The organism is Noviherbaspirillum sp. FW303-A3 (genome assembly GCF_058788695.1).
Genome location: NZ_JBYTAZ010000001.1, coordinates 2,589,821 through 2,612,206, shown reverse-complemented (window position 1 = coordinate 2,612,206; position 22,386 = coordinate 2,589,821). Strand labels below are relative to the sequence as shown.

Genomic DNA, 22,386 nt, shown 5'->3' with positions numbered 1-22,386 from the left:
GGCATCCCGCTGGCAGGACGTAACCTTCCCCCTCCGCATGTCGAGGGGAATCCGGAGTGAACGTCTTGAAGCCACATCTGCAAACCACCGTGACCACGCTGCTGGCGGCCGGCAAGAGCCAGCGCGAGATCGAGCGCATCACTGGCGTCGATCGCAAGACCATCCGCCGCCTGGCCCTGCGCCTTGCACCCCAGTCGGCAAATTCCCCCGGGGCGGCCACCGGGCCGGCAGCGCAAATTCCCCCACCCCGGCCACCGGCTCAGGCCATGCCGTCGGCCTGCGAGCCGTTCCGCGCCTTCATCGAGTCGCAGTTGCGCCTGCGCCGCAACTACACCGCGATCTACCAGGACCTGGTCGATCAGTTCGGCTTTACCGGCGGCTACAACAGCGTCAAGCGATTCGCCGGCAAGATCGTGCAGCACGAACCGGAACAGTTCGACCGGCTCGAATTCGCCCCCGGCGAGGAAGTCCAGGTCGATTACGGCGAAGGCGCGCTCACGCGCGTGCCCGGCAGCGACCGCTACCGCCGTCCGCGCCTGTTCGTCATGACGCTGCGCTATTCGCGCCGCTGCTTCCGGCGCGTGGTCTGGAACTCCAGCAAGGAGACCTGGGCGCAATTGCACGAGCAGGCCTGGCGCTACTTCGGCGGTGCCGCCAGTTACGTCGTGCTCGACAATCTCAAAGAAGGCGTCATCAAGCCCGACCTGTACGAGCCGGAATTGAACCCGGTCTACAGCGCGGTGCTGGCGCATTACGGCGTGGTCGCCGACCCGGCGCGCGTGCGCGATCCGAACCGCAAGGGCAGCGTCGAGAACGCCATCCAGCATACGCAGAACACCGCGCTCAAGGGCCGGCGCTTCGAATCGATCGAGGAGCAGAATGCCTTCCTCGAACACTGGGAAACGCGCTGGGCCGCGCAGCGCGTGCACGGTGCCACCCGGCGTCAGGTGGAGGCCATGTTCCAGGAGGAACGCGCGCACCTCAAGCCGCTGCCGCTGTCGGGCTTTGCGTACTTCACCGAGTGCGAACGCACCGTCGACGACGCCACCTGCGTGCGCATCGACCATAGCAGCTATGCAGCACGCCCGGCGGCCATCGGCAGCCGCGTTCTGGTGCGCGTGTTCGAGCGCCACATCGAGATCCGCGACCGTACCACGCAGGCCCTGCTGCGCACGCACCCGCGCGCGCAACGGCCCGGCAGCGTGCTACTGCCGGAAGAGGAGCGGCCGTACAACCCGTCACGCGAGACGAAGAGCATCCTGGCGCAGGCCGAACACATCGGACCAGCCACGCTCGCCCTATGCCGGCAATGGTTCGAGCGCGACGGCCGCATCGGTCACCGCCGCTTGCGCGGCGTGGTCGGCCTGGCCCGGCGCTATCCGCGCCGTCTCATCGAGCAGGCGTGCGAACAGGCCCTGCGCGATGGCGTGCAGCACTACAAGTCGATCCAGGCACTGACCGAGCGCCTCCTGCAGGAGGCGCTGGCCGCCCTCGATGCGCCAATCCAGCACGAACTGGACCTGACCCAGCAGCATCCCCTGATCCGGGACGGCGACGAGTACGCCGACCTGTTCACCCTCGGCGCGCAGGCTGCCGCCACCCTTTGACCCACCAAGGAGAACCATCACGATGAGCATGACCATGAACGAAATCGAGCGTGCCTTGCGCGCGCTGCGCCTGTCCGGCATCCGCGCCACGCTGGAAACGCGCATCCTGCAGGCCCAGGCCACGCAGGAGCCCTTCCTGGAGACCTTCTCGCTGATCCTGCAGGATGAACTGGACCGGCGCCGCTCACGCCTGATGGAACGGCGCTACCAGCAAAGCGGGCTGGACGAGCGGGCCCTGCTTGCCGACTTCGACTGGCGCTTCAACCCCAAGCTGCCGCGTGCGGCGTGCTTCGAGCTGCACACCCTGAAGTTCATCGCCGAAGGGCAGAATGCCCTGATCGTCGGCAAGCCCGGCACCGGCAAGAGCCATGTCGCCAAGGCCGTCGCTTACCAGGCCACGCTGGCCGGCCATGCGGTGCGCTACCTGGAGGCTGACAGCGCATTCGCGCAGTACGCCATGGGCAGCGAGGTCGAGCAGCGGCAGCAGATGCGCGCGCTGGTCGAGGCCGACCTGCTGGTGCTCGACGATCTGTTCCTGGCGCGCCGCATCGGCGAGACCGCGGGTGAACTGCTGCAGGCGCTGGTGCATCAGCGTTACAAGCTCAAACGCAGTATCGTCGTGACTTCCAACCGGGTGGTGCAGGACTGGGGGAAATACCTGGGCGACATGACCATGGCGACCACGATCCTGGACCGGCTCATGCACCGCGCGCATCTGCTGGAGTTCGAGGGACGCAGCTACCGGCTGAAAGAGGCAGCCAGCCGCTTGACGCAGTCGACGGCAACCGAGACAAAGGCAGGCTGACCAACTCGGGCCATCATCGGCAACGGCCAAATTCGTCAATGCGACGCCGATTGCCCTACAATCCGCATGTCCTGCCATGGGGGAGTTTGACCCGGCCAAAGGTGGGGGAATTTAACCTGGCCAACGGGGCATACAGTTGCCTTTAATACTTTGTGTGCGCGTCTAAAATTTTCTTCTCTATGGTCAAAGCCATTAAATCCGCCGTTGATAGAAACGGATATGTCTAGCAAATCATTTAGATCTGCTGGTAAATTCAGATTACTTGAAGTGCCGTGGCACCAATACCATCCGGCAGAGTCTGTTGCCCATTCGATGGACTCCAACTTGCTCCTATTTTCTTCAAGAAAGTTCACACCAACATACGCGCCATACCTTTCATAGTTTCTTTTGTAAGTGAGTTGTATCAGGCCTCGCCCCTTATAGCCGTCATACACGTCCGCTTCTTTTGTTCCTGTTGGCAGAACTTCTGCGAGGTACCTTAGACATCCTGATTCATGTCCGATTTGCGCAAGGGCGTGGCTCTTTCTAAGACACGAATTGATTTCATACTTGCGTAGCATGGTATTTATTGGAGAAAGGAATTTCTCTAGATCTGACTTTTTTCTGCTTGAAAATATTGCGGCTAATTGATCGATGGTAAGGTCTTTCCCGCACGCACATTCGCCCGGTATAAGGGTGTGCTCTGGTTGATGTCGGTGATTGTGTCCCTGAGCGTGATGTAACCCTTGGTCTTCTTTCTTTGTCTTTGCAGGCTGATTCGCGCTTTGGCCTTTGTTTCGTTGGCTATCGGGTATTGCGCCAGTTCTCGGGTGAAGTTCGGTCTTGCTTTGGATTTTTGCGCTTTTGATCTTCAGAAGCGCTAACGGACGCCGCCGGTCAACGTTAATTTTCGCGATTTTTTCAAATTGGCTTTCACCAATTTTATTTGTGAAGATCGATAACTTTTCTCCGTTCCGTACCAAGAAATTTGCTTCATTCACTGTCTTGGTGACTTTTCCACATACGATTACCCGCTCGTTAGCAAGTATCTTGAACCGTATTCCTATTGGTGGTTGATCAATAAGATTGAGGAATCTAATTGTGTAATTCACCTTATTGCTCGGGACTTTTATTTTCTGGCCAATACGAAGATTTTTCGGGTTTTTTATCTCCGGATTCGCATCCAAAATTTCATCGACGCTTACCTTATTCTTAATTGCGATTTTCCAAAGCGAATCTCCTTCTGAAATCGTCACTGTTGTGAATTCTTCATTCGTCATTTGAGTCCCCTTTTTTGCTTGGCAAAGAAGGCGTTTCTGGAACAGTTACTTCCCAGCTTGCGTCGCCGACGATTATCGTCAAATCTTCTTCTTGGTCTGTGAATATCCGGCTTGATAGCCCGTCCGCATTTAAGTGACCTGATGCTATCTGGAGAGAACTGTCCTTTTTCCAAATTTGATATGGAAGATTAGCCAATTGGGGGTGCCTATTTATAAGTTCTGTACCGTTAATTTGCTGGCTATACGTCGGATCTTTTGAGTTATCTATTTCCATCTGACTTTTTGGTAATACAGGTAACGCCGTGCTTACCATTGCCGGTCCTGTCAGATTTTTTGCACTACCGTGGATATTGATCGGACCCGGTGCCTTCAATGTAATCTGCCCATTACCGACTTCAATTTGGCAACCTCCTGCGGTGAGTCGTATGCTCTTCGGTGCAGTGATGTCGATATGTCCGTCAACAGACGTAACCTTGATGTCCTTCTTCGCAATCGCCTCGATCTCATCGTCCTGTGCCTGGATCTGCAGCTTGCCCTTGCCGGCGAAGAGCTTGATGCCGGATTTGGCGACGAACACGCTCCACGCTTCCTTGATGGCCATCGACAGCTTGTTGCCCACCGCGATGTTGGTGTCCTGCTGGCTGGAGAAGTGGATGTGCTCGCCTGCGGCGATTTCATGGCTCTTCGGTGTTGCATTGATGATGCCTGCCGGGCTGGAAATCGCGAGGATCGGTTCTTCATAGCCCGGCACTTCCGCCTTCTGTCCTGTGCCGCCTTGCTGTGTGTACGTCTTGCTGGCGACCTTGATCAGTCGTTCCGCTTCCGCATTCGCTTCCAGCGGATCGGCGTTGTGGTCCTTCGCCGCATCCGACAAGGTCTTGGATAGTTCCAGGTTGCTCGTGAGCTGGTTGGTCAGTTCCTTGCTGTCCAGATGCGTGCTGCTTTCATTGTTCCTGGCATCGGTGCTGATGAGCATGCCTCGACCTGCACGCAGCGCACCGTACTGGTCGGTCCTCAGCTCGAATCCCTCGCCTCGCGGTTCACCTTTTCCATCCCTTCGCGGGTGGACGAGGTAGCCTTGATTGAGTGCGGTCTTGCCATGATCCGTCGCGACCCGGATGCGCTGCTCGTTCGTGCTGTCGTCCCAGACCACTTCGTTGAGCCCCCGCCCCTTATACATCTTGCTCTTGATGCCGGACAGCGCCTTGTTGCCGGGGAGATTGCCGGCATCGGTAAAGGCCGCCGGACGGTGCGTGCCGTTGTAGACCGAGCCGATCACGATCGGTCGGTCGATGTCGCCGTTGATGAACTGGATCAGTACTTCGTCGCCGATGCGTGGAATCCACACTTGCCCATAGTGGCTGCCGGTCCATGATTGCGCCACTCTGATCCAGAGGGAATCGCGGTCGGTGCCGCTGGCCCCCGCGCCTTCGGCAAATGCGTGGTCCAGGCTGCGGGTGAACGGCATCCTGACCTTGATGCAGCCGTACTCGTTGACGTGGATCTCTTCGCCGGGCGGGCCGACGACGATGGCGGTCAAGAGTGTTGGTGCGACCGGCTTCGCATGTTCGGTGGTGCTGAAGGCGGGAATGATGGGGATGTGACGACGAGTGGCGTCGAAGTTGGTGCGGAACACCGGTTCACCACCCTTGTCCTCCTGCTGCAGGTTGTTGCGGGCGAACAGGCGGGTGCGCAGCACCGTGAACTGCCGGTCTTCCGGCGCATCCTGGTCGTGCACCGGATGGTCGGCCAGTTCGAAATACCTTCCGACGGCCAGTTCACGGTGGCTGCCGCTGCCGTTGAATGACTTGCTGGCGAATTCATGCGCGCCGATGCGCAGCTTGCCGTAGCGCGCGTAATCGTCGTCGTCGTTGGCGCTGTGGTGCGGTTCATAACGCACGTCTTCCAGCGTGCTGGCCAGTTTCTCGCCGTGCTCTCCCTGGTCGATGCCGGCGCCATCCTGCTGGGTGCTGGTGACGACGGACTTGTAATCGTAGCTGGCGCGTTCGGTGCCGCCGGGTTGTAAAGTCCGTACCCCCTGCCATGCGGTGATGCTGTCTTCCGACTCGGTGCCGTCGTCGCGGTGGAAGCGGATCTTGTCCGCAGAAGCCGGTTCCAGCACCGATACATCGTCGAACAGCACCAGCGTCAGTTTCGGGTGCTCTCCCGGCACGCCGGCATCGCCATGCTCGAAGTACCAGCTGATCCCTTCCTGCGCGAGCCAGCGGCAAATGAACGCGGTATCGGATTCGTTGTACTGGGTAACCCAGGACTGGGCGGGATGCTCGCCCATGCAACGGTCGTCGAGATCGAAACAGGACGCCAGGACAGGATTGTTCTGGCGGTGTTCCTGCAGCAGAACGGACACAAATTCGACGACCGACAGGTCCTGGAACACGCGGCTGTTGACGCGGCGGGACAGCACCGCGAACGGGTCCTGCAGGGTGAGCACATAACGGGTGAAGCCACCATCGGAGCCGCCGAATTCGGCGCGGGTGACCAGGCCGCACAGCGCACGCTCCTCGCCGCCGTCGGTCAGCAGTGAAACCTGCACCGGCAAGCCGATGAACTGCTTCAGTTCGAGGTGGGCATCGGAAGACAGGCAAGTCAGGGAGTAGGTGAAGCCTTCGGAAACAGCTTCATCGCCGGACAACTCCTGCGGCAGCAGCGTGCCTTCGTCGATGTCGGAGCCGGGGGCAAACGAGAGCGTGAACAGGCGGCCGGACTGAGTGAAAGCTAGCGCGTCGGTGAGGCTGGTGAGTGCCTCGGAGAAGGGGGAATTTGCGGCCATTGATTGTCTTTTTGGAAAGAAATCGAGACCGCTGACAATAGCGCAAAATTGGCAAAATAGCAATAAAACAAGGCCGTGCCAATGGGGATGTCAAGTTGTTGAAGGGAAAAACCAGCGCGGCAGGATGGGCTGCGTTTTCGATGGCGGCAAGGGCCGGGAAATGAAGAAGCCCTGCACTTCGTCGCAGCGCAATTGCTTGAGCGCGACGATCTGTTCGATCGTCTCGACGCCTTCCGCGACGACCCGCATGCCGAGCGCGTGCGCCATGGTGATGATGGCGGTGATGAGGGCCATGCCTTCCTTGGAATCCTTCATGCCGGCGGTGAACGCGCGGTCGACCTTGATGACGTCGAAGTCCAGCCGCTGCAGTTGCGAGAGCGATGAATAGCCGGTGCCGAAATCGTCCACCAGCAGTTTGATGCCCGTCGCCTGGATGGCCTGCAGGCATTCGACGACGTTGTGTCCTTCTTCGATCATCGACGATTCGGTCAGCTCGATTTCGATCAGCGCGGGGTCGACCTTGTAGCGTTCCAGGCAGGACGTCAGCAGTTTGGCGACGTTGGATTCGCGGAATTGCCGGGCGGAGACGTTGATGGACACGGGCACCAGTTCCTGCCCCTGCTCTGCCCAGTGGGCGACCTGGGCGAAGACTTTTTCGATGATCTGTTCGCCGAGCCGGATGATGAGGCCGGTTTCTTCCGCCAGCGGGATGAACTCGTTCGGTCCGACCATGCCGCGGGTGGGATGGGCCCAGCGCACCAGCGCCTCCATGCTGGACGTGACGCCGGTGGAGACGTCGACGCGCGGCTGGTAGTACATCACGAACTGGTCGTGGTCGAGCGCGTGGTGGAGTTCGGCTTCGCTGCGGTGCCGTTCGCGGATGGCTTCCGAGTAGCGCGGGTCGAAGAAGCGGTAGGTGCCCTTGCCGTCGGATTTGACGGAGTACATCGCGATGTCGGCATTGTTGAGCAGGGTGTTGGCGTCGGCGCCGTCGATGGGATAGAGGCTGATGCCGATCGATGCGCCGATGGTGCGCATGCCCTGGTTAACCTTGAATGCGGTGCTGAATGCGTCGAGGATGCGGTCGGCGACCTGGGCGGCGTCGAAGGCGTGTCCTATCCGCTCCAGGATCACCAGGAATTCGTCGCCGCCGATGCGCACGACGTAGTCCTGGGGCCGCGTCGCCTCCTTGATCCGCTGGGCGGCATTGCGCAGGATTTCATCGCCGGCATGGTGACCCATGGTGTCGTTGACGGCCTTGAAGCCGTCGAGGTCGATGAAGAGCAAGGCCAGCATGCGGCGGGATGCGGCGGCTTGATGCACGGCTTGCGGCAGGAAGGAATTGAGCCAGTGCCGGTTGGGCAGCCCGGTGAGCGCATCTTCATTGCCGCGGCGTTCGAGTTCGGCGACGTGCGATTTGAGGTCGGTGATGTCGCGCAGGGTGATGGCGAGGTCGTCGTTCGGGCGCGAGATGCGGATGTGCAGCCAGCGCGGCCCGCCTTCCAGGCCGAGGCTGGCGAGCTCGGTTTCGCCCTCGTAGAAGCGGGTTTTCATCGCGCGGCACAGCATGCGCATCGTCCGTTCGGCGGCGACGTCCTGGTACATCCAGGATATCCGCTGTCCGATCAGTTCTTCGCGGCGGTAGCGCAGCAAGTTGGCGCCGCGTTCGTTGCAATCGGTGATTTCGAAGTCGTCCACGTTGCCCTTTGCATCCCGCATGGCGCGCGCGATGAGGAAGCCGTCGTTGCCGACTTCGGTCGCGCGGCGGTACGTCTCCTGCATGGAGTACATCTGGTGCCGGCGCCAGACGATGTGCAGCGAGACGATCATGGCGGCGAGGGTGATGAGGGCGAGCACCGCGCTGGCCAGGATGCCCCGGTTGATGGCTTCGCGCCTGTCCTCCCAGTACGGCGCAAGTTCGGTTTCGCGGTCGAGGCCGGCGACGGTGATCATCTTGTATCCGGACGTCGCGTGCCATCCGACGTAGCGGGTGCGGCGGTCGGTGAACCATTCGTTGCCGTCGAGCATGGCGCTGCCTCCCGGTTCAAGAAAGGGGAGCTCGCGCATCAGTGCGGTCTTCTTTCCATGCGGCAGGAAGATCTCGTTGCCGATCCTCGCCAGGCGCACCACCTTGTCGGCGCTGAGGATGCCGATGAGGCCGAGATGCCGGAGCGCGGCTTCGTCATAGCTGGAGGTGAAGTATTCCGGCACGACGGATACCAGGACGATGCCCTGGAAAGTGCCGTTCGCATCTTCCAGCCGGCGCGAGAAGGGAACGACCGGCGTGCGCGAAAAATTGCCGATGCGTGCGGTGCCGATATAGAACTCGTCACTGTCGTCCAGATGGGCCTGGAAATACGGCTCGGTGGCAATGTTCACGCGGCGCGCTTCCGGAATGGTGCTGGTGCGCAGATTGCCGTCCGCATCGATGATGCTGACGTAGAAGCCGGCACGTTCCGTGAAGAGGCCGGTGCCGGCCATCTTTTCCAGCTTGAAGCTGTTGCCGCCCAGCTCCCATCCGCTCTTGACGTAAAGCGTGATCTGGTCGACGGCTTCGAGCGCGCGATACAGGTGCTGCGCATAGGCGCGGCTCAATGTTTCCGCTTCGCGCAGGGCTGTTCGTTCGGCCTCCACTTTTTCCGCGTCGAGATGCGTGAGCAGGAAATGCCACCCGATGAAGCCGAGAATGATCGCCTTGATGGGCCAGAAGAGCAGCAGGCCGAGGTTCTTCTTGAGGAACTGCCCATCGCCGAGAAGCGACTTCAGCCGTGAAAACCTGCCATCGGAAAGTGTATCCGTCGCCATGAAGTGGTCCGAAACTGTAAATGGACGCCGGCGCATCAAGGCGGCCGGAAAGGATTCGACAATGGAGATTGCTTATCGTTGACTGTATGCGGGAAGAAGAAGCAGGCTTGTGATGTAAACGAAAAGTCGGTCACGGAAGGTGCGTTCAATGAATCGTGTTCAGCGTACGGATGTGCGTCAGGAAGTCGGCGGCCGGCGCCGGTTGGCTGAAGAGATATCCCTGGTAGCCCTGGCAACCATGCTCTGCCAGGAAGTCGCGCTGCGCTTCGGTTTCCACGCCTTCGGCGATGACGGACAGGCCGAGGCTCTGGCCGAGCGCGACGATGGTACGGGCGATCGCGGCGTCGTTCGGGTCGACCAGCACATCGCGCACGAAGGACTGGTCGATCTTGAGCTGGTCGAGGGGAAAACGCTTCAGGTACGACAGCGAGGAATACCCGGTCCCGAAGTCGTCCAGCGAGAAGCCGACGCCCCGGTCCTTGAGCTGCGTCATCTTGTCGATGGTCGCTTCGATGTCGTCCACCAGCAGGCTTTCCGTCAGCTCCAGCTTGAGCTTCCTGGGATCGGCGCCGGTGCGTTCCAGCACGCCGAACACCAGCTCCACGAAATCCGGATGGCGGAACTGCCGCGCGCTGACATTGACGGACATTGTCATGTGCGCGGTTTGCGGGTCGGCTTGCCATTCGGCGAGCAGGGCGCACGCCGTCTCCAGCACCCATTCGCCGAGGTGCAGGATGAGGCCGGTCTCTTCCGCCAGCGGAATGAACTCGGCAGGCGATACCACGCCCCGCTTCGGCTGCTCCCAGCGGATCAATGCTTCGGCGCCGGTCTGGTACCCGTTCCTGTCCACCTGCGCCTGGTAGTACAGGACGAACTCGTTGGTGCGCGCCGCATTGCGCAGGTCCGCTTCCAGTCCGAGTCGGTGTTTGACGGCGGCCTGCATCACCGGATCGAAGAAGCGGATGGTGTTGCGGCCGGCGCCCTTGGCCTGGTACATCGCGAGGTCGGCGCGCTTGAGCACATCGTCGACAGAATCCCCGCCGCCGCGAAAGAGCGTCACGCCGATGCTGGGCGTGCTGATGTGCTCGTAGCCTTCCAGCGGATAGGGCTGGTTGAGGGCGGCCAGCACTTTTTCCGCGGTGACCTCGGCCTGGATGGCCGCCTCGTTCGCGCTGCTGCTTAAATCTTCCAGCAGGACGACGAACTCGTCGCCGCCCAGCCGCGCGACCGTGTCCGTCTGCCGCACGCAGGGCAGCAGGCGCGACGCCACCTGCTGCAACAGCATGTCGCCCTTGTCATGGCCGAGGGTGTCGTTCAGTGTCTTGAAGTTGTCGAGGTCGATCAGCATCAGGGCGCCGAGCGTGCGGCGGCGGTTGCAGAGGCCGACCGCGTGCTGCAGGCGCTCCATCAGCGAGGACCGGTTCGGCAGGCGCGTCAGCTGGTCGTAGAAGGCCAGTTGCTGCACCTTTTCCTCGGCCGCCTTGCGCATCGTGATATCGGCGTGGATGTCGAGGATAGCTTGCACTTCGCCTTCGTCGGATGTGATCAGTGTCCAGTGCGCCTCCACCACGAGACGGGATCCATCCTTGCGCTGCTGCGGGATTTCACCGCTCCATTCGCCGTCGCGCAGGACGGCACCCATGGCGTTCTGGAAAACAGTGGTGTCGTTGTACAGGAGTTCCTGCTTGTTCCGGCCCAGCGTTTCATCCGCAGACCAGCCGTACAGCCGCTCCGCGCTCTTGTTCCAGAAGGTGATCCGGTTATCCGTGTCGCACACGATGATGGCGTCCTGCGCCTTGTCGAGCAGGGACGCCTGGTCGCGGATGCGCTGGTCGGCTTCCTGCCGCTCCAGCTCGCTCGCCGCCCGCGCGGCAAAGATGCGGAACGTCGAGTTCACCAGGTCCAACTGTTTCAGCGGTGTGCGGAACAGGACGAACAGCAGGCCCATGAGCTGGCCCGAGGCATCGACCAGGCGGCTGCCGACGTATGCCCTGGCGCCGAGCTCGGCCAGCGACGGGGATTGCGGAAAACGTTCGGCCACCTTGTCGAGGACGACGCAATGGTTTTCCGTCAGCAGGTGCTCGCAGGGCGTGCCTTGGATCACGTACTCGAAATTGTCGACGACCTTGCCGTCCACCACGGCGACGATGGTCCGGCTCCTGATCGGTTCGCCGGGAATGACGCGCGCGATGAACCCGGCCTGCGCGTCGACTGCTTCGGTGAGGTTGCGGGTCAGCTGCTCGAAGAATTCGGTGCCGGTGCTGGCCGAGACGCTGGTTGCTACCTTGACGATGGCCTCTTCCAGCCGGCGCTGGCGTTGCTGCGCGCGCAAGTGCTCGATGCCGAACGACACATCATTCGCAAGGTCCTGCATCAGTTTCACTTCATCCTGCGAAAAGGTGCGGACGCCGCGGTCATACAGGACAAGGACGGCAAATACCCGTCCCTTGGTCACCAGCGGCAAGGCGATCATGCTCCTGAAGCCTTCCGCACGGATCCACTCCTCCCATGGCGCCATGGAGGGGTCTTGCGCCAGGTCTTCGACCAGGACCGGCTTGCTTTCCCAGACCACCCTTCCTACCGGGCCGCGTCCGAATGCCGAGGTGGGGGACCAGCTGATCTGCGTTGCCGCCGCGTGCGCCGGCTCGTGCAGCAGCCCGGCATGCGCAACCGGCTGGATGTTCTTGCGCTCGTCATCGTGCACCAGGCCGACCCAGGCGAACTGATAGCCGTCGCTTTCCACCGCCAGTTCGCAAATCTGGTACAGCAGTTCGCGCTGGTCCTCGGCACGCATGAGCGCCTCGTTGCAGCGTTTGAGCATGTGCAGCGCCCGCGTGGTCTTTTCCAGTTCGAGGTCGCGCTGCTTGCGTTCGGTGATATCGCGCTGGACGGCGACGAAGTGCGTTGCCTTGCCGTGCTTGTCGAGCACGGGCACGATATCGATCTCGACCCAGAACTCCTCGCCGCTTTTCCTGTAGTTGATCACCTCGATGCAGATACCCTGCTGCCTTTTCATGGCTTCGCGCAGGCGTTCGAGTTGCTTGCGGTCCGTCTTCGGGCCTTGCAGGAAGCGCGGGGAGCGCCCCGCTACATCCTCGTGGCTGTAGCCGGTGTGGCGTTCGAACGCGCTGTTGACGAAGACGATGCGCGGCCCCGGCTCGTCGGCGGCGGCCTCGGTAATCATTACCATGTCGTTGAGGTGCGCGACGCTGGTTTCCAGCAGGCGCAGGTGCTCGGCAACCTGCCGTTTCGCCGTGATGTCCTGCACCGTGCCCGACAGCGATTCTTCGCAGGCCGAATTGGTGCCCATCTCGGCACGCATGTGCACGAAGCGCACCTCGCCGTCGGGACGCACGATGCGGAATTCGGTATCCAGCGGGGCGTTTCCCCTCAATGCGCGTTCCTGTGCAACGACGACGTTTCGCCTGTCTTCTGCGTGGATCAGCTGCATGAATGCCTTGATATCGTCCCCGGAAGATTTTCGTTCGAAGCCGAAGATGCGGTACATCTCGTCAGAGCAGCGCAACTGCCGGTCGCGCAGGCCGATTTCCCAACTCCCCATGTAATTGAGGCGTTGTACGGTTTCGAGATGCCGGTTGCGTTCATTCAGGATATCTTCCTGGCATCGCAATTCCTCCTGCAGCGTGTCGAGCCGCGACGACTGCCGTTGCAATTCCAGCTCCATCATCACATGCACGGCGAGCAGGCGGATCGCTTCGGCCTGGACGTCAGACAGCGTGCGGGGCTTGTAATCCAGTACGGCAAGCGTACCAAGCGGAAATCCACTGCGGGAAATGAGCGGCATGCCGGCGTAAAAGCGGATGCCGGCTCCCCGCACCAGCGGTTCGTTCATGAACAGCGGGTCGATGCTCGCGTCGGATACGACATAGAGGTCGGTGCCGCATACTGCCTGGGCGCAAAAACAGGTGCCGCCCTTTCCTTCAAGCGCGACCCCGAGCGTCGACCGGAACCATTGTTGGCGCTCGTTAATGAAGGCCAGCAAAGCGGCCGGGGCGTCGCACAAGCGGGCGGCCCGTTGCGGAATTTCCTCTAACTGTATTTGGAGCGGCATGCTTGTTGCGGCGAGCCGTTACTGCAACGTTGGGACACGAGGGAAGGGAAACCGTATTGCCACTATAGGAACATCAAAACGGCGTAATGTTCCGTACGTCACGCGAACGCAGCAACGAGCGTGCTGCGGTATGAGTTCGGACGGGCACGGCATCATGCCCGCTGATACGAGCGGACCGGGGGACATGCCCCCGGGATGGCAACAGGCTGGCTTACTTGATCGCCGGTTCGATGTTCTGCACGCCGATCACCTTCTGTGTCTGCGTCGCGTCGAAGATCACTCCGGTCGGCCACGCCGGCCAATAAACGCCCAGCGCATCATTGTTCGGATTGCCGTGCCGTGCAAACGCACCGATGCTGCGCATCATCGCGTCCGACAATTCCAGGCGTCCCTGCTTGTTGGCCGTCGTGTTCATGATGTTGGCCATGAGCGACGGGCCGAAATTGCCGAACACGAAGGGCAGGTCGAACAGGTGGGCCGCGCCGTAGATCACATTCCACGGCGCCGGCTGCTCATCCCAGTCGAAACGGTAGTACCAGACGTCCGGCTGTTTCGATTTCAGCGCATTGAGGATGTTGTCGCGGCTGGCGAGGAAGAAGATGCGGTTGAACTGTTCAGCACGCGCGGTGAAGCCGGTGACCGGCGCGTCGGCCGGCAGATAGGACGGCGTGATCCACTGTTCGATCGTCGTTTGCGGCGGATCGTTCGGTTTGTAGCTGAAGTGGTTGGCAAACAGTTGCGCGTCCGTGACAGCGCGCGCACTGCCGGTGCCGCCGACCAGCGGGAGGAAGCCTGGGAACAGCTTACCCTCGTCGCGGGTGTTGCCGGCCAGGACGGGTACCTTCACATACTGCTGGCTGTAGATGGCGTTGACCGGATTGCTGGCAACGATGGCGCCATCCGGGATCGGCCCCGATCCGGCCAGACCCTGCAGCGCCAGCCGGGTGAGCAGGACGCTGAACAGCTGTGCCGGCGTCTTCGAACGCAGGTAGGCGGCGATCTGCTGCTCCGTCTGGCTGGCCGCATAGGCTTGCGCGGACGGGACGTCGACGGCCTTGCCATCGACGATCAGCAACTGGTACAGCAAGGCATTGCCCTGGGCCGCGTAGGTCGCCGCGGGTGACATTGTCGGGATGGTTCCCGGCGGCAGGTTGGATGCCAGCGAGAGGCCGCCGCTCAATGGTACCGCGCGGTGGAACAGCTTCGTCGGTGCATTCGCCAGCCTGGGCGATGTCAGCAGCGCGTACACGTTGATCGCGCCGGCCGACTCGCCCATGATCGTCACGTTGCCGGGATCGCCGCCGAAGTTTTCGATGTTGCGGTTCAGGAATTCCAGCGACTTGATGCTGTCGAGGATGGCGAAGTTGCCCGACTGGGTGTCGGCATCGGTGCCCGTCTTGAGCTGCGGCAGGTTGAGGAAGCCGAGGATACCGAGGCGGAAGTTGACGGTCACGACCACCGAGTTGGTGCGCTGCGCGAGGTTGGCGCCTTCATACATCGGGTCTGCGGTGTAGCCGGACACATTGCTGCCGCCGTGGAAGAACACGATGACCGGCAGCTTCTTGCCATTGTTGGCGGGACGCCAGATGTTCAGGTAAAGGCAGTCCTCGTTGCCTACGGCCGTGTTCAGCGTGGTGCCGATGGTTTCGTCATACTTGTTGTTGGCACCCGGGCCGTAGATGCGGCCGTACTGCGAACAGGCGTTGCCGAACGCCTTGGTGCTGAGCACGCTGCTCCATTTGTCCGGATCGGCCGGCGCGCGCCAGCGCAGCTCGCCGACGGGCGGCTTCGCATAGGGAATGCCCTTCCATGACAGGGTCTTGGTACCGGCATCGACTGTGCCGTCGATCCATCCGTATTCCGTCGCGCGTGTCGTCTTGTCGAATCCGTTTTCGTTGTTCGCGTAGGCCCCGGACATCAGGGGCAAGGCGATTGTTATTGTGATGAGCCATTTTGTTTTAATGCTTGGCATCGAGTCTCTCCTTGGTGGCAGTGGGTGGCGCACGATTGCGCCGAATGCAAGCAGACCACGGCCGGAGAGCCTGGAAATTGCGGGTTATCAAAGGCATTGGCGGGAAGCATGCGTCGGGCCCGCCACAATGAAAAACGCCCGTTCCGGTTTCGCGGAACGGGCGTTTTTACAGCAAAAAGTGTATTCGAATCAGACAGTGTTCACCCTGTCTGTTATTTGTACACGGTCACCGGTTCATTGCGCTGGACCTCGACCGGCTGCACGCTGATCGTCCCGCCCGCAGGCGTGGCACGCGCAGCGCGCGGCACACCGAACTGCACCATCAATTCCGAATACGCAGCGTCGGCTAGGCTCTTCGAGGTCTCCGAGATCACCTTGCCGCGATTGAACACCACGCGGTCGCCGGGGCGGGAGACGATCTTCGTTTCCTGGCCCGCGCCGCTGGCGCTGAAGGCGGCCTTTACTTCATAGGTCTTGGTGTTGATCAGGCTGAAGTCGGCCACCAGGTCGAGGCTGAGGATGCCGGTGTAGGAGTGGGTGCCGGGCAACTGCATCGTCTCCTGGCGGAAGGCGATGTTGCTGACGGTGCCGAACAGCACGTAATCGGCGCCCGGGTAGAAGCCCTTCTTGATGCGGTCGATGATGTCGTAGATCTTTTCGGTCGGCGGGCCGGAGTACGGCTTGGCCTGCACCAGGCGCACGCCGCCGCCCTTGATCATCGCGCCCTTCAGGTCGGCGGTGTAGTTGCGCAGTTCGCCGCGGTCGATCCAGGTGTAGGTACCTTCCGCTTCGTAGTAGCTGCTCTCGTGCCTGGCGTTGACGCGCTCGCGTGCGGAGTAGGTGTTGGGTGTCTCGCGCTCGCTGCTGCTGGCGTTGACGCTGCCCTTGCTGTGGGCGGCGACGACGCGGAAGTATTCGCTGACCTTCTCTTCATAGGTCAGGTCGGTGACGGCGATCTTCGGCTGTGCGGCGACAGTCGCGGCCGCTGCGGCCAGCATGATGGCCGCAGCGGCGCGCAAGGTCTTGGTGAATGCGTTCTGCATGTTCGGTTCTCGTTTGGTGTGGATCAGCGCGTGGACGTCTTGCGGATTTCTTTTTCGTCCTGCCATTCGACGGTGCCTTCTTCCACGTCGTACACCTTCAGCGTCATCTTGTAGAAGACGTCCTTGGTGTTGGCGTTCTGCTTGACGATGGAGACGATTTCTCCTTCCAGCGAGTATTTGGCGGCAGTCATGTTGCCGACCTTGGCCTTGCCCTGGGCCTTGTAGAGGCCGCTCTGGTTCTGGCGCTGCAGTTCGTCGACGCCGGCCTGCATCTCGTCGGCGCTGCGCGTGAAGCGGACCTTGCGGCTCTTGACCAAGGCGGTCTGGATGCTGTTCATGATCGCCTTGGTGTCGATGTACTCGCTGGTCTTGTTGCGCACGGCGGACAGCGTCATCGTCGGACGGTTGGCGAGGATGGGATCTTCCAGCAGCGAGCCGACCATCTTTTCCGCGATCATTTGCAGGTCGGTCGAGCCGAACTCGTTGGTCACGGTTTCGACGGCCTTGGCGTCGCCGTAGTTGACGGTCTGGCGCGAGAAGCGCACCGTCGGCTGCGACAGCGTGGTCGGGCAGCCGGCGAGCATGACGGTGGTGCCGATCACGGTGCCGATGACGGCGAGGGAGGAAAGGGATTTCTTGTTCATGATGTCTGTCCGGTGAAATGTCGTGGTCGAGATCAGCGCGGTTCGGCGCTCATCTCGATCTTGAAGTCGGTGGCCTGCGGGCCGTAGGCCGTGCCCTTGATGAACTGGCTCTGCTTGCCGAGGAAGACCAGCGGCTTCCAGACTTCGCCGTCGCCGACCTGGAAACCGTTGGCGTCGAGCCAGCGGAAGCGGTAGTACAGGCGCAGGTCGCGCGTGTCCATGTTCATGATTTCGGCTTGCACCACCAGCACGTCGTTGCGGCGTTGCGAGCGCAGGTCCACGGCCTGCAGGCCTTGCAATTCGCCGCGCACGATCAGCTTGGCGGCGATGCCGCTGGAGGCCGCTGCCGGCGCGTCCTGTTGTGCCTGTGCCGTCGCGCCCAGCAATGCGAGGCTGGCGCAGAGGACGATTCGTTTGAATGAGTGGGTCATGGCGATTGATGTCGTTGGTTCAGGTGAAATGGCTTATGCCTTCTTGTCCTTGCTTGCCGGGGTGGCGGCGGGCTTGGCGGGTTTGGTCGATTTGCCGGGGCGCTTGGCGGGGGCTGCGGGTGCAGCCGGCGCTTCTTCCACGGCAGGTGTGATGACGGGCGGCAGCATGCCGATTTTCACCGGCTCGCCGAAGTAGGTCTTGTTGCGGTAGAGGCGCACCGGCACCACCATGTAGCGGCCGTCGATGACCAGCTTGCGGTTGCTGTCAGGCTGGCTCGGCAGGCGCAGGTCGTATTCGCCCGGCGGGACGAAGCCGCGCGCGATGAACACGCGGTCCGGCAAGCCGCGCCACATGCGGTCGTCCGCTTCGCCTTCGGTGGCGGCGACGACGAGGTTGCCGATCAGGCCGGCGAAGGCGCCCATCTTCTTGTTCATCTGGTCCTGCACCAGGCCCTTCGCGATCGCGCGGACGGCCGCCCGGGTCTGGATGCCCGGCAGTTCATCCTGCAGAGCGCGGCGCGCCATGACGTTGAAGTCGGTCACGAGCGCGGTCTGCATGGAGTGCGGGCCGAGGTTGACCTGTGCGAGGTCCATCGCATCCTTGTTCGGATAGATGACCGGGAAGGAGAACGACACCGTGACAATGCCGTTGGTGGTGGGGATCGGGAACTGGATCTTCTTCGATTGCCGCGCCGGCGCGTTGCCGGATTCGACGATGAAGAGCACGTCGGTCACATGCTTCTGGCGGCGGAAGCTGGTGCGCTGGTCGAGTCCGCGCAGGCCTTCCTCGAGCACCGGCAGGTCGGGCCGCAGTTCGATCGCCTTGCGGTAGCCGGGGGCGGCGAGGCCGGGTTCGTTGAGCGCTTCATAGACGAATCCGGCGAGGTAGTGGCTGAGCGCGTTCTGGTAGCCGTTCTTCAGCTTCAGCACTTCGGGGTCTTTCAGGGTTTCGACGGGGTAGCCGTTGAGTTCCTTGGCTTCCATCTTGATGCCTTTTTCCTTCGCTTCTTCTTCGGCCTTCAAGGTTTCGCGCGCGCGGAATTCGGCGATGACCGCTTCGCGCTCATGCGTGCGCTTGATGTCGACGCGCGCGGTATCGAGATCGCCCAGGTTGATGCGGTTCATCGCCATGCGCGTGGTGAGCATCACCTTTTCGTAATCCTGGCCTTCATAGGTGCGCGAGCTGTCGCCCATGAACAGCGCGCCGACCTGGTTCAGCAACTGGTCGGGCGCGGTCTTCGCCGTTTCTTCCCATAGCTTGACTTTCTGATCGGCAATTTCGAGCGCCGCAAGACTGTCCTGGTAACGTGTGCCGATGCGCAGCAGCTCGCCCTTTTCGAGATTCAACAGCAGGTCGGTCTTGTCGCTGCCTGCCGCGATCTGCGCGTCGAGCGTCTTGATCGCCTCGTCGATATCGCCGCGGGTTGTTGCGGCAAGGGAACTGGAGAGTTTGCTGTCGTGCGTGGGGCCGGTGGCGCATGCGGTCAGGACCAGCGTGGCCGCGACGGGAAGGAGATAGGAGCGCATAGTGGTTTTCGTTGTTTGTCTTGTTGTCGATGGCAGCGCCATGCGGCAACAAGTATCGCAGCGAAACTTGCGCTCTTACAAGGATTTTTCCTGTCCGGATTGAACTATTTCTGCAGCCATTTCTCTAAGGCATCCCACAAATATGGGAGAACGCTTTCCCCCTGCCGAAGGAAGTCATGGCCGGTGCCGGGGATGGTGAGCAGGTGAAGGTTTTTTTTGCCTTCTGTGGTGAATTTGTCCCGGATGAACCATGCCGATTCAATCGGGACCAAGGTGTCTTCTTCGCCCATGGCGATGAAGACGGGTATGTCGAGCGCGAGCAGGTTGTCCGCATGGCGGATCGCCTGCAGTTCCTGCCAGTAGCGGCAGGTTCGCTCGGCCGCCAGGATGGCGTCCGACGACGTGATGCACAGGCGCGCGATGTCCGCCAGCGCGTGTTGGAAACCATGCCGTTGCATTTGCGCGCGATAGGCGTCGAACGGGTCCATGCCGCCGTTTGCCAGCAGGGCCGCATGAGTGATTTCCGGAATGCGCAGGGCAAGGACAGGCGCGATTTCTGCGCCTTCCGACATGCCGACGATGGCAACCCGGTCCGGCGGCTGGCCGTTGACGCGGGCGGCCGCCAGTTCTGCCCGGATGAATGCCTCCTGGTCGGCAAGCCATCGTGTCGGATGGTCGGATCGGGTGAAGTCGCCGCTGCAGTTGCCGTTCGCATCGGTCCCGATGAAGCGCTTGTGCAGGATGAAGATGCGCGTCGTGCCAGCCCTTCCGTCCAGTCCGTCGAAATACCCGGGAAGGACACCGCTCATGCTGCCGCAGTCGGAGCCCGGGATCATGAACAGATAAGTCGACGGCGGACGCCCCGTGTTCGACGGCTTGTCGAGGACGAAGTAGCGAGCCGTGCCGCCGTCGGCGAACGCAAACTTGTGTGTGCTTACCGGGACGTCATGCGCACGCGGAGCGAGATGGCTGCACGCCTGACACAAGAGCAGGCAAAAAACGGCAATGATGCGGACAGGAAATGGCATGCGCTTATGATAGCCGCCCGCCGTGCTGCTGCTGCTTTTTCAGGTGCCCGTGCCGGTTCCTGTGGGGGCGCGTGCGCGCGATTGCGAGAGCCGCAGCGCGATGTGGTCGAGCATCGCCGCGTGCAGTTCTTCCATGTAAGCCTCGACGAATTTCATACCGAAGGGTTTGTCCGCGTTCTCTTCAATGAGCTTGAGCATGACCGCCTGGCGCTCGCCGTCGCACTGGCGGATTGCGCTGCGTGCGATCTCCGCAGGCGTTTCACCGTGATCCGTGCCGAGGAATGCGCGGGTGACGGCGCATGCGATGTAAGCCTTTCGTTCCTGCGCGTTTGTCGCGTCCGAGTAGGCCCGGTTGCCGGCGCAACCGGTGATGAGCGCAGCAAGGAGAGCAAGGGAGGAGCGATGGACCATGTCGCAATGAAAGACGATCGTCGGGTCATCGTAGTCGTGCCGTGCATGGATGTTATGCGCGCAGACAAGAAAACGCGCGCTTCCACACGCGCTTGCATTGCCGCAACGCGCAGGCCGTCCTGTTCATCGCCACAGCTTGCGCCGTCCCAAGGCGGCCTCTGTTCGCCGTCGCACAATATGGAGCGGGATTCATTCCCGGCCTTTACATTGAACGAGGTAAATCATGAATCTGGATGAACTCAAGCAAGGCTTGTCCACCCTGATGGATTCGATGTCCGGCGGCTGGCAGCACCTGCGGCAGGCCGCGTCGAGCGCATTGACGTCCTTCCGGCCCAGCGCGCAGACCAACGTGCCGGAAAAAATCGACGTGGACGACATGTTCTACATTCCCTCCGGCACATGGTCGATGCTTGGCGCGAACCTGTTCGAGGACAACAAGCGCGTCGTGGTCCGCATCGAGCTTCCCGGCGTGGACAAGAACGACCTCGATATCGAGGTGCTGGACAACCGGCTTGTCGTGCATGGCGAGAAGCGTTTCGAGCGGGAGCACAGCGAAGGACGCTATCGCGTGCTGCAATGCGCGTACGGCGCCTTCGAGCGCGCTGTGCCCCTGCCGGTCCCCGTAGTAGCCGACCAGGCGACGGCGAGCTACAGCAATGGCGTGCTGCGCGTCGAGCTGCCGAAGGCTGACCCAGGCATGCCGCACAAGGTGAAGGTCAAGGTGGAATAGGCTTGAAAACGGGCTTCCCGTCCTTATTTTTCCCCTGATGCAAACCAGGGAGGTCTTCATGCTGAATACGTCCATCGGCCGCAGGCCGGCCGCCGTCCTCATCCTTGCCCTGCTTCTTGCCGCCTGTTCGCCGAAACAGGAGGACGCGCCGCCGCCGCGTGCCCAGGCGCCTGCCGCCCCGCCCGTCACCGGCAGCGGCGTCCAGCTCCCCAGTTTCGTCAATCTGGTCAAGCAGCAGGGACCGGCCGTGGTCAACATCAGCGCCACCCGGCAGGGCAACGGCATGGGGCTGCGCCAGGGCGATCCGCTGTTCGAATTCTTCCGCCGCTTCGGCGGCGCGCCCGACATGGGCGAGGCGCCGCAGCAGAGCCTGGGGTCGGGCTTCATCATCAGCAACGACGGCTACATCCTCACCAATGCCCATGTCATCGACCAGACCGATGTCGTGACCGTCAAGCTGAACGACAAGCGGCAGTTCAAGGCGAAGGTGATCGGCGCGGATGTTTATACCGACGTGGCGCTGATCAAGATCGACGCAAAAGACCTGCCGGCGGTGAAGATCGGCAATCCATCTTCCGTGGAAGCGGGCGAATGGGTGGCGGCCATCGGCTCGCCCTTCGGCTTTGAAAGCAGCGTCACGGTCGGCGTGGTGAGCGCGAAAGGCCGCCTGCTGCCCAACGGCAGCTATGTGCCATTCATCCAGACGGATGTGGCGGTCAACCCGGGCAATTCCGGCGGGCCGCTGTTCTCGACCTCGGGCGAGGTCATCGGCATCAATTCGCAGATCTACAGCCAGACCGGCGGCTACATGGGCATCTCGTTCGCGATCCCGATCGATATCGCTGTGGGCATCTCGAACCAGTTGCGCGAATCGGGCAAGGTGACGCGCGGCCGTATCGGGGTGCAGTTGCAGGAGCTGACGCAGGACATTGCCTCCTCGCTCGGCATGAAGGATGCGCAGGGCGCGCTCGTGGCAGCCGTCCAGCAAGGCGGGCCTGCACACAAGGCGGGCATCCGTCCGGGCGACGTGGTTGTCGCCTACAACGGGCAGCCTGTGCAAACCACGGCGGACCTCGCGCGGCTCGTCGGCGGGACGAAACCGGGGACGACGGTCGCCGCGCAAGTGCAGCGCGACGGCAAGACCATGGACGTGAAGATCACGCCGGATTCACTCGAACGATAACCCCTTCGCGGATGCGATTTCCCGCATCCGCGCATCTCTTCCACATCACTGCATTTCCATTTCTTCAGGCATCAGACA

The 22,386-nt window shown here is 61.6% G+C and carries 15 protein-coding genes; 4 read left to right on the top strand and 11 right to left on the bottom strand.

The annotated features are described in order from the left end of the window. Positions 1-56 precede the first annotated feature (56 nt). Both istA and istB read left to right on the top strand, forming a co-directional pair. Positions 57-1,607: an IS21 family transposase gene (istA, locus tag AC3WOY_RS12640; protein ID WP_492424244.1), complete on the top strand. Its 1,551-nt coding sequence runs from the start codon at positions 57-59 to the stop codon at positions 1,605-1,607. Between the two features lie 22 nt (positions 1,608-1,629). Further along, complete coding sequence (gene istB, locus AC3WOY_RS12635) at positions 1,630-2,412, top strand: IS21-like element helper ATPase IstB (RefSeq protein ID WP_492424242.1); 783 nt, start codon at positions 1,630-1,632, stop codon at positions 2,410-2,412. A 35-nt stretch (positions 2,413-2,447) separates the two neighbouring features. On the opposite strand, the gene AC3WOY_RS12630 is transcribed toward istB, so the two are convergent. The 11 genes from AC3WOY_RS12630 to AC3WOY_RS12580 all read right to left on the bottom strand — a co-directional run bounded on the left by AC3WOY_RS12630 (position 2,448) and on the right by AC3WOY_RS12580 (position 20,395). Then, the gene (locus AC3WOY_RS12630) at positions 2,448-3,671 is read right to left on the bottom strand and encodes a LysM peptidoglycan-binding domain-containing protein (protein ID WP_492424240.1); all 1,224 of its coding nucleotides are present in this window, start codon (positions 3,669-3,671) and stop codon (positions 2,448-2,450) included. Then, positions 3,661-6,462 carry a type VI secretion system tip protein TssI/VgrG gene (tssI, locus tag AC3WOY_RS12625; protein WP_492424238.1) on the bottom strand — a complete coding sequence of 934 codons (2,802 nt, stop codon included), beginning with the start codon at positions 6,460-6,462 and terminating at the stop codon, positions 3,661-3,663. Before tssI ends, AC3WOY_RS12630 begins: the two co-directional genes overlap by 11 nt. Positions 6,463-6,552: 90 nt before the next feature. Then, complete coding sequence (locus tag AC3WOY_RS12620; RefSeq protein WP_492424236.1) at positions 6,553-9,267, bottom strand: bifunctional diguanylate cyclase/phosphodiesterase; 2,715 nt, start codon at positions 9,265-9,267, stop codon at positions 6,553-6,555. Positions 9,268-9,412: 145 nt separating this feature from the next. Further along, positions 9,413-13,339 (bottom strand): EAL domain-containing protein, encoded by a 3,927-nt coding sequence (locus AC3WOY_RS12615; RefSeq protein ID WP_492424234.1) that lies wholly within the window; start codon positions 13,337-13,339, stop codon positions 9,413-9,415. Positions 13,340-13,550: 211 nt separating this feature from the next. Further along, positions 13,551-15,311: a carboxylesterase/lipase family protein gene (locus AC3WOY_RS12610; protein WP_492424232.1), complete on the bottom strand. Its 1,761-nt coding sequence runs from the start codon at positions 15,309-15,311 to the stop codon at positions 13,551-13,553. 212 nt (positions 15,312-15,523) lie between these two features. Further along, positions 15,524-16,354 (bottom strand): hypothetical protein, encoded by an 831-nt coding sequence (locus AC3WOY_RS12605; RefSeq protein ID WP_492424230.1) that lies wholly within the window; start codon positions 16,352-16,354, stop codon positions 15,524-15,526. Between the two features lie 23 nt (positions 16,355-16,377). Further along, positions 16,378-16,998: a penicillin-binding protein activator LpoB gene (lpoB, locus tag AC3WOY_RS12600; protein ID WP_492424228.1), complete on the bottom strand. Its 621-nt coding sequence runs from the start codon at positions 16,996-16,998 to the stop codon at positions 16,378-16,380. Between the two features lie 32 nt (positions 16,999-17,030). After that, complete coding sequence (locus AC3WOY_RS12595) at positions 17,031-17,429, bottom strand: YcfL family putative periplasmic lipoprotein (protein WP_492424226.1); 399 nt, start codon at positions 17,427-17,429, stop codon at positions 17,031-17,033. A 33-nt stretch (positions 17,430-17,462) separates the two neighbouring features. Next, positions 17,463-18,956, bottom strand: coding sequence for a COG3014 family protein (locus AC3WOY_RS12590; protein WP_492424224.1), 1,494 nt, complete (start codon positions 18,954-18,956; stop codon positions 17,463-17,465). Positions 18,957-19,060: 104 nt separating this feature from the next. Continuing rightward, the gene (locus tag AC3WOY_RS12585) at positions 19,061-19,984 is read right to left on the bottom strand and encodes an alpha/beta fold hydrolase (RefSeq protein ID WP_492424222.1); all 924 of its coding nucleotides are present in this window, start codon (positions 19,982-19,984) and stop codon (positions 19,061-19,063) included. A gap of 39 nt (positions 19,985-20,023) precedes the next feature. Then, complete coding sequence (locus AC3WOY_RS12580; RefSeq protein WP_492424220.1) at positions 20,024-20,395, bottom strand: hypothetical protein; 372 nt, start codon at positions 20,393-20,395, stop codon at positions 20,024-20,026. Between the two features lie 223 nt (positions 20,396-20,618). On the opposite strand from AC3WOY_RS12580, the gene AC3WOY_RS12575 reads away from it, so the two are divergent. Both AC3WOY_RS12575 and AC3WOY_RS12570 read left to right on the top strand, forming a co-directional pair. After that, entirely contained in the window at positions 20,619-21,125 is a 507-nt protein-coding gene (locus AC3WOY_RS12575) for an Hsp20/alpha crystallin family protein (protein ID WP_492424218.1), read from the top strand. A gap of 58 nt (positions 21,126-21,183) precedes the next feature. Then, a complete protein-coding gene (locus tag AC3WOY_RS12570) occupies positions 21,184-22,308 on the top strand; it encodes a Do family serine endopeptidase (protein WP_492424216.1) in 1,125 nt (374 codons plus the stop codon). Positions 22,309-22,386 lie beyond the last annotated feature (78 nt).